The 13,860-nt window shown below is 44.5% G+C and carries 10 protein-coding genes; 4 read left to right on the top strand and 6 right to left on the bottom strand.

Features of this window, described 5'->3' with window-relative positions; translation table 11 throughout:
• Positions 1–69: 69 nt before the first annotated feature.
• Positions 70–591, top strand: coding sequence for a prepilin-type N-terminal cleavage/methylation domain-containing protein (locus tag OCV12_RS11315; RefSeq protein WP_261884689.1), 522 nt, complete (start codon positions 70–72; stop codon positions 589–591).
• A 62-nt stretch (positions 592–653) separates the two neighbouring features.
• Here OCV12_RS11315 and OCV12_RS11310 read toward each other — a convergent pair whose 3' ends face one another.
• Both OCV12_RS11310 and OCV12_RS11305 read right to left on the bottom strand, forming a co-directional pair.
• Complete coding sequence (locus OCV12_RS11310; protein ID WP_261884688.1) at positions 654–1,499, bottom strand: ion transporter; 846 nt, start codon at positions 1,497–1,499, stop codon at positions 654–656.
• A gap of 148 nt (positions 1,500–1,647) precedes the next feature.
• Positions 1,648–2,286, bottom strand: a complete 639-nt coding sequence (locus tag OCV12_RS11305) for a YchE family NAAT transporter (protein WP_004734056.1) — start codon at positions 2,284–2,286, stop codon at positions 1,648–1,650.
• Between the two features lie 639 nt (positions 2,287–2,925).
• Between OCV12_RS11305 and adhE the strand changes: the two genes are divergently transcribed.
• Positions 2,926–5,631: a bifunctional acetaldehyde-CoA/alcohol dehydrogenase gene (adhE, locus tag OCV12_RS11300; protein ID WP_132761999.1), complete on the top strand. Its 2,706-nt coding sequence runs from the start codon at positions 2,926–2,928 to the stop codon at positions 5,629–5,631.
• A gap of 158 nt (positions 5,632–5,789) precedes the next feature.
• Here adhE and OCV12_RS11295 read toward each other — a convergent pair whose 3' ends face one another.
• From OCV12_RS11295 to sodB, 3 genes are all read right to left on the bottom strand, one after another.
• The gene (locus tag OCV12_RS11295; protein ID WP_017632527.1) at positions 5,790–6,473 is read right to left on the bottom strand and encodes an SDR family oxidoreductase; all 684 of its coding nucleotides are present in this window, start codon (positions 6,471–6,473) and stop codon (positions 5,790–5,792) included.
• 275 nt (positions 6,474–6,748) lie between these two features.
• Entirely contained in the window at positions 6,749–7,252 is a 504-nt protein-coding gene (locus OCV12_RS11290) for a VC2046/SO_2500 family protein (RefSeq protein WP_261884687.1), read from the bottom strand.
• A gap of 248 nt (positions 7,253–7,500) precedes the next feature.
• Positions 7,501–8,085 carry a superoxide dismutase [Fe] gene (gene sodB / locus OCV12_RS11285; protein WP_004734050.1) on the bottom strand — a complete coding sequence of 195 codons (585 nt, stop codon included), beginning with the start codon at positions 8,083–8,085 and terminating at the stop codon, positions 7,501–7,503.
• Positions 8,086–8,354: 269 nt separating this feature from the next.
• Here sodB and OCV12_RS11280 point away from each other — a divergent pair, with 269 nt between their 5' ends.
• Positions 8,355–8,693, top strand: a complete 339-nt coding sequence (locus OCV12_RS11280) for a Grx4 family monothiol glutaredoxin (protein ID WP_004741702.1) — start codon at positions 8,355–8,357, stop codon at positions 8,691–8,693.
• A 98-nt stretch (positions 8,694–8,791) separates the two neighbouring features.
• The gene (locus tag OCV12_RS11275; protein ID WP_132761995.1) at positions 8,792–9,421 is read left to right on the top strand and encodes a DsbA family protein; all 630 of its coding nucleotides are present in this window, start codon (positions 8,792–8,794) and stop codon (positions 9,419–9,421) included.
• A gap of 42 nt (positions 9,422–9,463) precedes the next feature.
• Here the strand turns inward: OCV12_RS11275 and OCV12_RS11270 are convergent, their stop codons facing one another.
• A complete protein-coding gene (locus tag OCV12_RS11270; RefSeq protein WP_261884686.1) occupies positions 9,464–13,822 on the bottom strand; it encodes a transporter substrate-binding domain-containing protein in 4,359 nt (1,452 codons plus the stop codon).
• Between the last annotated feature and the right edge of the window lie 38 nt (positions 13,823–13,860).

Below are 13,860 nucleotides of genomic sequence, written 5' to 3'. Positions count from 1 at the left end.
TTGTATCTGATGACAGAGGTCTGACTTTAAAACCTTACATTTCGTGCGTCTTAAAGTTGGAGCTAGAAAATGAAAGCAAACCTCAAAGGTTTTACTCTGATCGAGTTAGTTGTTGTTATCGTCATTATTGGTGTTTTAGCGGTTGTTGCAGCGCCTAAGTTTTTAAACATACAACATGATGCTAGAGCTTCGGTTATAGAAGGGTTGGGAGCATCGGTTCACACAGCCTCTGATTTGGCATTCGAAAAAGCCGCTGTTGAGGGTATGGAAGATCAAGAGTCTTATCTGATCTCTGACTACGGGCGTGTGACGTTTGGTTACCCCGCAGTTGAGAAGGGGGGAATGGAAAACTTTTTAGCGATTGAATCTGGGTTTCATGACCTAACTACAGAGTGGACGTGGGCTGCGCATAATAATGGTCCTGTAAGTGACCCTGACTTATGGCTGATTACCCGATCGGAATATTTGTCGGATGTTCTTCCAAATGATTTCAACAGCGCGATCGAGAAAACGCAGTGTTATGTAAAGTATACGGCTGCAATGGAAGCCAACGATGACTATAAAGTCGAAGTGTTTACCGACGGTTGTTAGTTGCTTTAGTCTGATAGTTAAGAAAACAAAAAGAGCTCTTAGGAGCTCTTTTTTGTGGGCGTTTATTCTTTATCTTCAGTAACGACTCGTTTGTCGGGATCAGCCAACTCACTAGCACAGTGTTTACAATAGATGGCATCAGAATCGTGGCCTGAACGGTTGCAGTTTGGACATTTGACCAACTCTTTGTGCGAGTTCATTTCATTACTGAGTTCTGCGGTAATAATCCCGGTCGGCACAGCTAAGATTGAGTAACCCAAAAGCATAGTCAGAGATGCGATAGCCTTACCTAATGCGGTTTGCGGCACCATGTCACCGTAACCCACAGTTGTGATGGTCACGATTGCCCAGTAGATACTGTGAGGAATACTGGTGAAGCCATTCTCTGGGCCTTCAATAACAAAGATCAAAGCACCAAAGATAACGACCAAGATGCCGACTGTACTGAAGAAGATCAGAATCTTTCGTCTCGCCATCAATAATGAGCGCAGCAATATGTTGGAATCTTGTAGGTAGCGAACCAATTTTAGGATACGGAAGATACGCATCACACGAAGCAGTCTCACCACACCCATAAATGAAGCACCCGGGAAGATGATCGCTAGGTAAGTTGGGAGAATCGCTAACAGGTCAACGACACCATAAAAGCTGGTGGCATAAGATTTTGGTTTTGGAGAGCAATAGAGCCTCAACAGATACTCAAGCGTAAAGAGGGCAGTAAAGCTGTATTCAATGTAACGCAACTGTTGTGACCACTCGGTCATCACATTAGGGATCGACTCTAAGATAAGCACCAACAGCGAAGCCAAGATTGCAACGATCAGTGAAATATCAAATGCGCGTCCGGCTGGAGTGTGAGTGCCAAAGATAATGACGTACAAATGATGCTTAAGTGGCTTACGTGACATAAGGAGAGGTTCATCTTCTGTTAAATGTATTAACAGTCATTATACAAGCTTCATAATAACGAGGCGAGTGAAAGCCCAATCGCTTTACTCGCCTCATCTATATATCAATCTTGATTGCTCGCAATACACGAGCCAATTTCGCTAAACGTTATGCTAACCCTGGGAATAGGTTACGTAAGCCGTTGGCGATGAACTCGATGCCTAGCGCACCCAGGATCAAGCCCATGATACGTGTAATAACGTTGATGCCGGTTTGACCTAGGAAGCGAACGATAACTGGCGCTGAACGGAATAAAAGCCAAGAACAGGTAGCGAAAGCAATGATGCTAATGCCGATGCCTACCGTATCAATAGCAGCAGGGTAGCGAGAACCGTAAACAATCGTCGAGCTGATTGCACCCGGACCAGCCATTAGAGGCATAGCCAGTGGAACCACGCCGATCTGCTCTTTACTGATGTATTCCGATTTCTCTTGTTTGTTCTGCTTATCTTCACCGAGCTTACCGCTCATCATCGAAAATGCGATGCTCAATAACAGTAAACCGCCTGCAACGCGGAATGAATCCAACGAGATGCTAAACATATCAAGAAGCATTTGCCCTGCAACAAGCGAGACAATCAAGATAACGGCAACAGCAATGTTGGCTTGTAAGGCTGTCCTGTTTCGCTCTTCTGGTGGCATATGAGCAGTTAAAGAAACAAAAACAGGCATGATGCCGATTGGGTTTACGGCTGCAACAAGCCCAAGGAAGAATTGCATAAAGATTGCGAGTTCTAAACCTTGCATGAGAGCGATCTCCAGTAACGTTAAGTAGGATAGTGGGTTTGATCTGACCTTTGTCAGAGTGCGTAATGTAAGGGACAAATTCAATGAGAGCGAATGAAAAAAACTAACTTGAAGAAGGGGCTATTTTTTAGAAAAACTAATTGAGTGTGAGATGTGTAATGTCAGTGTTGCAAAATGTTTTCTCGTGTTTCGTGTTGTAACTTGATTTGAACTAAATGTTATCTCACGCACGCTTTTAATAAAAATTATGACAGTTTCTAGCTCGTTGCAACGGTATGGATATACTCTCAGTAGCACAGTTTTGGCCGTATACATGTAAGTGAGCTGACTAAAAATGAAACTTTTTTACAGTTTATGACGCAATGTAGAAAAAAGTTGTCTGTTTGCTTGTTTTTTGCACGAACGAAAAGTGTGATATTAAGCCATATAAATCATAGTCTTAAGTTTATTTTTGCGATTGCCTTACTACTTTCTGGTTAATTCTTTTTGGGTAACTGATCTGGGTCAATTTTTTTCACACTGTGAAATAATATACTCAGCCCTGAAAGCAATTTACTAAGAACGCTGGTGTTTAAGGTTAACGGCAAGCAGCGAATTTAATAAAAAGTTTTTAATATTTATTATTTTAGGAGATCCACCATGCCTGTAACTAACTTAGCGGAACTTGATGCTCTAGTAGCTCGCGTTAAAGCAGCACAAGAAGAGTTTGCAACATTCTCTCAAGAGAAAGTAGACGCAATCTTCCGCGCAGCTTCTCTTGCTGCTAACCACGCTCGTATTCCACTTGCACAACAAGCAGTTGCTGAATCTGGAATGGGTATTGTTGAAGATAAGGTTATCAAAAACCACTTTGCATCTGAATTTATCTACAACAAATACAAAGACGAAAAAACATGTGGCATCTTAGAAGAAGATGATAACCTAGGCACAATGACTATCGCTGAGCCTGTAGGTATCATCTGTGGTATCGTTCCAACAACGAACCCAACTTCTACAGCAATCTTCAAATCTCTAATTTCTCTTAAGACACGTAACGGCATCATCTTCTCGCCACACCCACGTGCAAAGAACTCAACTAACGACGCAGCGAAACTGGTTCTAGACGCAGCTGTTGCAGCTGGTGCTCCAAAAGACATCATCGGTTGGATCGACCAACCATCTGTAGAGCTTTCTAACGCGCTTATGAAGCACGACGGTATCGCACTTATCCTTGCTACTGGTGGTCCAGGCATGGTTAAAGCAGCATACTCTTCTGGTAAGCCTGCTATCGGTGTTGGTGCTGGTAACGTTCCTGTAGTTATCGATGAAACAGCTGACATCAAACGTGCTGTAGCATCTATCCTAATGTCTAAAACATTCGATAACGGCGTTGTATGTGCTTCTGAGCAAGCTGCAATTGTTGTTAGCGATGTATACGAAGAAGTTAAAGAGCGTTTCGCTTCTCACAAAGCTCACGTTCTGTCTAAAGCTGACGCAGATAAAGTACGTAAAGTGCTTCTTATCGACGGCAACCTAAACGCTAAAATCGTAGGTCAACCTGCTCCAGCAATCGCTGAAATGGCTGGTGTTAAAGTTCCTGCTGATACAAAAGTACTTGTAGGTGAAGGTCTTGGTAAAGTTTCTTACGATGACGAGTTCGCTCACGAGAAACTATCTCCAACTCTAGGTCTATTCCGCGCAGACGACTTCGAAGACGCTGTTGCTCAAGCGGTAACTATGGTTGAAATCGGTGGTATCGGTCACACATCTGGTCTTTACACTAACCAAGATACTAACGCAGACCGCATCCGTTACTTCGGTGACAAGATGAAAACTGCTCGTATCCTAATCAACATCCCTACTACTCACGGTGGTATCGGTGACCTGTACAACTTCAACGTTGCACCTTCTCTAACTCTAGGTTGTGGTTCATGGGGTGGTAACTCTATCTCTGAGAACGTAGGTCCTAAGCACCTTATCAACAAGAAAACTGTAGCGAAGCGAGCTGAAAACATGTTGTGGCACAAACTACCTAAGTCTATCTACTTCCGTCGTGGTAGCCTTCCAATCGCAATGAGCGACCTAGAAGGTAAGAAACGCGCATTCCTAGTAACTGACCGTTTCCTATTCAACAACGGTTACGCTGATGACGTAGTTAGCCTGCTTAAAGCACAAGGCATCGAAGTTCAAACTTTCTTCGACGTAGAAGCGGATCCAACGCTATCTGTTGTTGAGAAAGGCGCTGAAGCAATGAAGAGCTTCCAACCTGACGTAATCCTTGCTCTAGGTGGCGGTTCTCCAATGGATGCTGCTAAGATCATGTGGGTTATGTACGAGCACCCAGAAACTCACTTCGAAGAACTAGCAATGCGCTTTATGGATATCCGTAAACGTATCTACAAGTTCCCTAAAATGGGTCAAAAAGCTGAGCTTGTATGTATCACTACAACTTCAGGTACTGGTTCAGAGGTTACTCCATTCGCTGTTGTTACAGACGACAAGACTGGTGCTAAGTACCCACTAGCTGACTACGAAATCACGCCAAACATGGCTATCGTTGATGCGAACCTAGTAATGAACATGCCTAAGTCTCTAACAGCGTTCGGTGGTTACGATGCAGTAACTCACGCTCTTGAAGCTTACGTATCTGTTCTAGCGAACGAATACTCAGACGGTCAAGCTCTTCAAGCTCTTAAGATGCTTAAAGAATACCTACCATCAAGCTACAAAAATGGTGCGGCTGACCCAATCGCTCGTGAGAAAGTACACAACGCAGCAACTATCGCTGGTGTAGCATTTGCGAACGCATTCCTAGGTGTGTGTCACTCAATGGCTCACAAAATTGGTGCTGAGTTCCACCTACCACACGGTCTTGCTAACGCACTACTTATCTCAAACGTTGTACGTTACAACGCGAACGATAACCCAACTAAGCAGACTGCATTCTCTCAGTACGACCGTCCACAAGCACGTCGTCGTTACGCTGAAGTTGCTGACCACCTAGGCCTAAGCCAAGCTGGTGACCGTACTGCTCAGAAGATTGAACGTCTACTGACTTGGTTAGAAGAGCTTAAGAAAGACCTAGACATCCCACTATCTATCCAAGCTGCGGGTGTTAACGAGTCTGATTTCGTTGCTAAACTAGACGAGCTAGCTGTTGAAGCGTTCGATGACCAGTGTACAGGTGCTAACCCACGTTACCCACTTATCACTGAGCTTAAAGAAGTACTAACAACTTCTTACTACGGCGAAGCATACGTTGAAGGTGAAACTTTCGAAGGTACTACAGTTATCCTTAAGAAAGCTGACCAAAAACCAGCTGAAGCGAAAGCACCAAAAGCTAAAAAAGAAAAAGCTAACGCATAATAAGTAAGCATTAGTTTTGAGATAAGTTTTCGCTAGCACGATACTTATCTATCGGGAAAAGTTTAAAGCCCCAGTCGAAAGACTGGGGCTTTTTTTATGCTGTTGATTTGTGAATTGCCCTTAGATCAGGAACTTTATCTGAGCAGGAATAGGCGAGGCTAAACCTCTGCCGCAACAACACGCCCGCTAAAATAATCATTAGAGATAATGTACTCTGCGGTTCGGGTGAGTTCATCTTGCAGTTGTGCCCAATGACAACGGTTGAACTTGCCATCGGCATTGTGAATCGCGGGAACGACACCACCAACACGGATCTTAAACGGGGTGAGTTCTTTGGCCCAACTGTGTGTGAATCCGGTGATCATGGAGTTCGCGCTCTCTAAGCCAGATACGTCATGAAAATCATCGTGTGATATCACGTTCACAATCACGCCTTCTTTCTTTTCATCTCGTAATCTCTCTGCACTGATTTGACCAAATGCGAAAAGGGTCGATGCCATAGAAGAAAGATCATTAATAAAGCTGCTGACGGGCTGATCACCAATTAGGCTTGGCATTGGTGAGCTTATCCAGTTATTGACCAATACATCGGGTGTGGTGTTGAAAGTGGTTTGGATAAAATCAAACACGCTGAGAATCGATTGGTTGTCATGACTTTCGAGCGGGTAGTGGTAAACAGAATCAGAGAATCGGGCACACTGTAAATAGGTAGCCTGAAGTGCTTCGGTATCGTTATCACAAAGGATGACTGTGGCTCCAAGGTTAACAAAGTGGTTCGCAATCGTCCCTCCCAGTCGCGAGCCGGCAGATGTCACCAATATGATTGAGCTTTTTATTTCCATCCCAGTACCTAAACAAATCATCCGTGTCGGATAAGAATGGGTTAAATTTCATACAATGGGTGTGAATTGGTTCAAACTAAGGTGCGCCAATTAATAAGTTTTTATGAACTTAGTGGCACGTCACATTTTGTAGTAACTTCAAGCGGTAATCGACAACGGGTGTTTCGAGTATGCCCAAGGCTGGTGGCTCATATCACTCACGTGAATCATTTAAGAAAGTGAATTGAACAAAGTCGATAGAGAGGCAGAAATAAATCGAGAAAGCGGGGCTGAAGTTATACCTGAGCTTGAATTTGATACTGACGTTGGGCAGTCGATAGCTCGTTATAGAGTGTGGCATGAGGCAAGTCAGGGACATGCTTGTTCGCCAGTTTACGTCGATCGTGACCTGAAAGGTTTTGGTAAACCTCTTCCGGGAAGTCAGCCGTATCTTCAGGCATAAAAGCCAAGGCTTCGGGTTTCAAGTAATGGCTGAGTTTTGCGCTGGCAAGGCTAGCCTGATGAAAATGATTAGATTGTTGCGCTGAAATCTCATATGAAGATTGGTTTGAACGCAGTTGCTGTGGTTCTGCTACGCCAAATTGCTTGCGTAGGCGATCTTCGTTTGTTTCTGTAACTTCAATGGTATCGATGGGCGTGCAATCGCGAACATCATTAGAAAACATAGATAGCAGCAACGCGAAATCTGCACGGCGACCTTGCTCAACCGCTTGGCTGATTCCGATGCCGAACTTCAGTTCGTTGATGATTCCTGCTTTGTCTAAAGTATGTATTTGCATGACGCCTCTCGTTTGATACACCTTTAACGGCATGGAGTCGGCAAACTTTAGCCTTTAATTACAGGCGAATAGAGAATTTATGCAGGGCGATTAAGAAAGGTAAGAATAGGTTAAAAAGCAGGCTTGATTGGCTGATTTTTTTCGTCATGTTCGTATTGATAGGAATACGACAAATACAAAAAAGCTCACGCCGAGGCATGAGCTTTTAACAGGTAACTCGCTATAAATAGCGTAGCTTAAGTAATAGATTACTTAGCTAGGTTCTCTTCTACGAAAGACCAGTTTACTAGGTTCCAGAATGCAGCCATGTAGTCAGGGCGAACATTGCGGAAATCGATGTAGTAAGCGTGTTCCCATAGGTCAACAGTTAGAAGTGGAGTAACACCTTCTTCTGTTAGAGGAGTAGCAGCGTTAGAAGTGTTAACGATGTCTAGAGAACCGTCAGCTTTCTTAACTAACCAAGTCCAAGAAGAACCGAAGTTGTTGATTGCTGAATCAGTGAATTTCGCTTTGAATTCTTCGAAAGAACCGAATGCAGCGTTGATAGCTTCTGCAACAGCGCCAGTTGGTTCGCCGCCTGCTTTAGGAGCAAGACAGTGCCAGTAGAACGTGTGGTTCCAGATTTGAGCAGCGTTATTGAAAACACCACCAGTAGAAGTCTTAACGATCTCTTCTAGTGTTTTGCCTTCAAACTCAGTACCTGGGATAAGACCGTTTAGCTTAACAACGTAAGTGTTGTGGTGCTTACCGTGGTGGAAATCTAGCGTTTCTGCTGAGATGTGTGGTTCTAGTGCGTCTTTCGCGTAAGGAAGAGCCGGTAGTTCAAATGCCATTGCTCAATTCTCCATTGATATGAAAGAGTTAACTCTTTCGATTGCTTCCAGTGATATTATTATTCATGGCTCGCTATACTGCCAACCATGGTCAATTTGCTGACTTGCGATATAGTTTAGCAAGTTTTTACTTTATTAAAAGCTTATTTCATCACTTTTGTGTGAATTGTTAGCTTAGCTTGTTAACCGCTTTTTTTATATGGTTTTTATTCTTTTGGTTTGGGGTAGAATAAAGGCAATAAAAGCCGTAATCCATTAACGAGGAAGCAATGGAAACTATCGATAAAATCAAACAGCAAATTGAAGAAAACACTATTCTACTGTACATGAAAGGTTCTCCTAAGCTACCTAGCTGTGGTTTCTCTTCTCAAGCGTCTCAAGCTCTAATGGCATGTGGCGAGAAATTTGCTTACGTAGATATTCTACAAAACCCTGATATCCGTGCAGAGCTTCCAGCTTACGCACAATGGCCAACTTTCCCACAACTTTGGGTTGAAGGTGAGCTAATCGGTGGTTGTGACATCATTCTTGAGATGTTCCAAAAAGGCGAACTTCAGCCAATCATCAAAGAAGCAGCAGCTAAAGTTGCTGGTGATGACGCTGAGTAAGCTCTAGCCTTTGCGCTGAATAGTTAAAATGAGGGGCCTTAATCAGGCTCCTTTTTTGTTGGAATTGATAGAAGAGTCGACTCGATAAGGAACGAACAATGAACGTAAAACTTCATTATGTGCATGATCCAATGTGCAGTTGGTGTTGGGGATACAAGCCAACGCTTGAGTTGTTGAAGCAACAATTGCCTGCGAGCATTGAGTTTAACTATGTAGTGGGTGGCTTGGCTCCGGATTCTGATGAGCCGATGTCAGAAGAGATGAAAGGCAAGCTGCAAGCGATCTGGAAGCAGATCGAAGCTAAGCTAGGTACCGAGTTTAACCACGAATTTTGGACTGAGTGTAAGCCTGTTCGCAGCACTTACCCTGCGTGCCGTGCTGTAATTGCCGCAGGTTTTCAAGATCACTATGAAGCGATGCTGGAAGCGATTCAACATGCGTACTACCTTCGTGCGATGTTGCCACACAGTCAAGAAACGCACCTGCAGTTGGCTGAAGAGCTAGGCATGAACGTACAACAGTTTGAAAATGACCTTTCTAGTAAGTTATTGGAAAGTGAATTAGATGACCAGTTAGGCTTTAAAGAAGCGATGGGTGTGTTTTCTTACCCAACGTTAATGCTTGAAGTGAATGGCATTTTTAGTGAAGTTGAGTTGGATTACCATTCAACGGAAGCGACGCTTAAGTCTATTCGCGAAATTCTAGTGAATAACGCCCCCGCTGCATAATTCAGCGAGAGCTGTCTGTATTGACGCAACGACTTCTAAGGCTTACTCATAAGAGTAAGCCTTTTCTTTTGTCTGACGTAGTTGGTTTATCTCCTCTGTAAACCGTTCGAATGTTGCCAATACTTCTTCGATTGATGCGTCAATTGTTGATTCAACATTTTCTAAGTCCGTGGCTTCGGTTCCTAGATCGTTTGCTTGTGCCTCAATGATTGCGAGCGGAGAAGCAATCGTGTCACATGCCACCATTTTGGCCGCGCCTTTAAGTCGGTGTGCCGTGGTTTTAAGTTCTCGGTATTCCTTGTTAGCCCACAGCTCGTGTATCTGTTTATTCTCTTCAATGAAGCTTACGGCAAACTCATCAAGCAAGGTCATTACTACATCGTGATCTTCGAAGAGATCATAGAGTGCGGCGTAGTCGATCACTTGATTGTTTGTATCGCTGAAGGAGTCGTGGGTGCTTGCAGGAACGAGATCTTCGCTTGCCTCTAGGCTCTGATTATCCTCAAAGCTCTGTTCAATACCTTGGAACAGCATCGAAAATTCATTGACTTCTTCGTCTTTATTGGTTTCCTCGTCTTTAGGTGAAGAGTTTGATGAAGCACTGACTTCCTGGTTCTGTGTATCTAATTCCTCTGCATCGTAAACATCAGTTTCACGAGTCGGGTTGGAAGCGTCGGTTGTGGGTAACCACTTCTCAATGGTTAATCTCATCTGCTTAATAGATACGGGTTTAACCAAGAAGTCATCCATGCCGTGTGCGTAGCAGTTAGCATCTTCACCTTGCACTGCATTTGCCGTCAGCGCGACGATTGGCAGTCTTTGAGTTTCTTGATTAAGTTCCTCTTTGCGTTGTTCTATTTGACGAATGCTTGAGGCAAGTGTGTATCCGTCCATTTCGGGCATGTGGCAATCGGTTAGCAATAGGCCATAGCGTTTATCTTTCAAGGCGTTCAGAGCCAACACTCCGTTATCAACGATGTCGGCGTGGACACCGATATTTTCAAGCTGCTTAGCGATGACTTGTTGGTTGATGGGGTGATCTTCCGCGACCAGAATCAGCCTGCCGTTGAGTTCAGCTTGTTCGCGAGTCTCTGTGGCGATCGGCGCTTTAGTTTCGTTGTCTAATGGCGAGATTAGATTATCGTGACTGACGGGCTTCGTTAGAACGTGAACCAAGTTATCGGGCAGGAATGGATTAACCGACAAACACCACGAGTTGCCTAAAGGCTCAGGCGAGAGCATTGGATTTTGGTTGATCACGGTGAATCGTGTTGAGCTCGCATGTTGTTGAATCCAGGCATCGGTAATCGCCAACTGTTGCCATACAGACATTGCTACAAAGATGTGTTTTGGCTGATGTTTGACGACCATTTCTTTGAGCAGGTGCTTTTGATTAATATGCAGAACCTTAGGTTCAAGGCCGAAGTGTTTTAGATATCGACACAGCTCTTCTTGTTGAAGCACGTAACCAACCACATACACCTCGTAAGAGTGATTGCCCACACCTAGTTCAATAGTATTCTCAACATTCGAAGTACATAGCAGGGTTTGTGGCAGAGCCAAGGCGTTGCTGACTGCCTGTTCAGGCGTACAAGTTGGGAGGGTAACGGTAACTGTAAAGTGGCTGCCTTTTCCTTCTTCACTCGACAACTCTATCGTGCCATTCATCTGTTCAATTAACTTCAAGGCGATAGACAGCCCAAGCCCTGTGCCCCCAAAGCGGCGGCTGGTGGTTTTGTCGGCTTGTTCAAAAGGTTGGAATAAACTTTGTTGTCTGTCTTTCGGGATACCAATGCCCGTGTCTGAGACGGTGAGGCTAATTGTTTGTTGATGTTCGTTTTTCTCAATGACGTCGACATGTAATGAAATTGTCCCGTGTTCGGTGAACTTAATCGCATTATTGAGGAAGTTGTTCAGAATCTGATGGAGTCGTATGTCGTCCGCAAACAACCATTGAGCAAGGTTTGGGTCTTGCCAATAGTGGAAGGCCAAGCCTTTTTGCTGCGCGTGAATGGATTGCGGCTGTACGATGCGCGCTAGTACTTTGCCAAGTTCGATCTCGGTCGGGTTAAGCTCTAGTTTTCCCGCTTCAATCTTGGAGTAATCGAGTACGTCATTAACGATGTGCAGTAAGTTACGAGCAGACTGATTCAATCCTCCGTGTAAGTTGAGTAACTCTTCACTCAGCTGATGTTCTTGCATTAATTCCAGTAATCCTAAGATCCCACTGATTGGGGTGCGAACCTCATGGCTGATAGTCGCTAGGAATTGCGACTTAGCGGCGGTGGCACTTTCTGCTTTCTGGCGAGCATTGTCTAAAGCCTGTTGCTGTTTTTTCAGTAGGGTGATGTCTGTAATCACCGTGTTCCATTCGATAGCGTGGCCGTTTGATACTTGGCTATTAAATTTCACCCATTTCACTTCACCAGATTCTAACTGTACTTGCTGTTCGCTTTCCCAATGCCCGGTTTCAATAGCATCAAGCATACTGGCTTCAAACTGGGGCAAGTCCTCCTCAGAGATTAGACCAAACAGATTTTGAGGGTGCTCTTTTACACTATCCACGGATAAGCCGAACATATCGGTTACACCGGCACTGACGAAGCTAAACTGGATATTCAAAGGCTGTTGAGGGTGCGTTTGAATATGTTTTAGTACCACCCCATCAATGTTGTCGGCCAATGTTTGTAAATGGGCTTCTGCGGCTTTGGCGCGTTGTTCTGCGACTTTTCGCTGCTCGATTTCCGCCGCCATTTTACGGTTCCAGAATACGATCACGAAAATGACCACAAAGATCCCAAGCCCGATGATCACCGACCATTTAGCCACTTCGCGTGGCGACAAACCTTCTTGGTATTCATAGGTCAGCCATTTTTTCTCCAAGCGTTCAAGTTCATTGGCAGGCAATGCGCCAATGGCTTTGTTGAGAATACTCAACAGCATGGGGTGGCGGAAGTTAACGGCTAAAGCCAGTGGTGCGCTGTTTTGTTCGTTGATGGTGCCGGTGATTTTGAATTGCCCTACATAGTCTTGATGCAATAAAGGCGCGGCATGATGAAGTGAAGCAAGCGCAAAACTGATTTCGTCTTTCTGTAATGCTTGGAAAGCGCTGACGTGATTGATGTAAGGGACGGCTTGGCAAGTCAGGCAGAGAGAAGGTAGAACCGTTGTGCCTCCCGAACTTTCAATCACACCAATCGCTTCGGTGCCACTTGGCGCAAAGTTGCCTAATCGATCAGAGCGACTCAATAACACCCAAGGTTCAAAACTGTAAGCTTGAGTGAAGTCCATGTATCGGATTTTATCTGTGGTTGGCGTGATGTTGGTTAGCACCATAGTCTCACCATTATTGAATGCGACCTCTGCTGCTTCTGGTGTTAGGTAAGTGGTACTTTTAAATGACACGCCGAGCACATTACTTATTAGATTTAAGACGTCAGCAGATAAGCCGGAGTGTTGCTGTTGCTCGTTGGTAAAGTCGTAAGGATACCAATTGGAGTGTGTGCCTACAGGGATGGACGGGTTGTTATCAAGCCAGTTCTTTTCGTCTTGAGTTAAATTCAATGTTCCATAATCCAGCAACATCGAGTGTTGAGAGGGAGCAAGCCATTGATTGTAAATCGATTGCAGAGAACCTTCCTTGATGTCCTCTAAAGCGAAATTGATTCGGCTGAGTAGTTTGTGTTTTCCTTTTTTGACCGCAAAGTGCAAGTGATCGGCTGGCAAGTCGGGAAGGACCGACAGTGTAAGTGAGTCTTTAGGTTGTTCTCGCAGTAACGCAGAAAGCGCAAGTGCATCACCAATGTAAGCATCAACACGATTCTCTTCAATCGCTGTGAAGGCCGCTTGTGTGCTGTCTAGCGTGGTAATTCGACTCTCTGGAAGCAAACTAGGAAGAAGGTCATTGAGCGCAAACCCTTTCTCTAGCGCTAAGTTTGCGGTTGCCAGTTCACTCAAGTCGTTTATTTTCAGATTTTGAGTAATGACCGCTCGTCGAATCGAGAACATCGGCTCACTGAACGTCATATATTCTTGGCGCTCTTTGGTCGAAGAGACACCGACCAACAAATCCAATTCACCTCTTTCAAATGCACTGAGTACGCCGCTAAATGTTGGGTACAGCTCAATCTGATATTTGAAGCCAGCGTTCGCTGATACCTCGTCCAACATATTGATAAGTAGCCCTTCAGAAACAATGTTCCCAGAGGGCGTTTGATGTTGATAGCTATAAGGAACCATGTTGTAAGAAGGCAGGCCGACACGTAATACAACTTGGTTATTCGACGAGTTTTCTAGGGGTGTGCTTTCAGCAAGGCTGTGCAGTGGCCACATGAATACCGTAAGGCAACTCAATAGAAAGGCGACACACCACGTTTTCGTTTTTGTAGCATTGTTCTGCATAAAGACATCCTGTCGTTTACGTACTCATTTGGGTTTGA

Source organism: Vibrio pomeroyi (assembly GCF_024347595.1).
Lineage (GTDB): Bacteria > Pseudomonadota > Gammaproteobacteria > Enterobacterales > Vibrionaceae > Vibrio > Vibrio pomeroyi.
The sequence above is the reverse complement of the archived record's forward strand: the minus strand, read 5'-3'. Positions and strand labels throughout refer to the sequence as shown.

Excerpts from the sequence above, each read along its gene's own strand:
- OCV12_RS11305 (WP_004734056.1), bottom strand. The coding sequence starts at position 2,286 with ATGCAAGGTTTAGAACTCGCAATCTTTATGCAATTCTTCCTTGGGCTT.
- OCV12_RS11280 (WP_004741702.1), top strand. The coding sequence starts at position 8,355 with ATGGAAACTATCGATAAAATCAAACAGCAAATTGAAGAAAACACTATT.
- adhE (WP_132761999.1), top strand. The coding sequence starts at position 2,926 with ATGCCTGTAACTAACTTAGCGGAACTTGATGCTCTAGTAGCTCGCGTT.
- OCV12_RS11275 (WP_132761995.1), top strand. The coding sequence starts at position 8,792 with ATGAACGTAAAACTTCATTATGTGCATGATCCAATGTGCAGTTGGTGT.
- OCV12_RS11295 (WP_017632527.1), bottom strand. The coding sequence starts at position 6,473 with ATGGAAATAAAAAGCTCAATCATATTGGTGACATCTGCCGGCTCGCGA.
- OCV12_RS11270 (WP_261884686.1), bottom strand. The coding sequence starts at position 13,822 with ATGCAGAACAATGCTACAAAAACGAAAACGTGGTGTGTCGCCTTTCTA.
- OCV12_RS11315 (WP_261884689.1), top strand. The coding sequence starts at position 70 with ATGAAAGCAAACCTCAAAGGTTTTACTCTGATCGAGTTAGTTGTTGTT.
- sodB (WP_004734050.1), bottom strand. The coding sequence starts at position 8,085 with ATGGCATTTGAACTACCGGCTCTTCCTTACGCGAAAGACGCACTAGAA.
- OCV12_RS11310 (WP_261884688.1), bottom strand. The coding sequence starts at position 1,499 with ATGTCACGTAAGCCACTTAAGCATCATTTGTACGTCATTATCTTTGGC.
- OCV12_RS11290 (WP_261884687.1), bottom strand. The coding sequence starts at position 7,252 with ATGCAAATACATACTTTAGACAAAGCAGGAATCATCAACGAACTGAAG.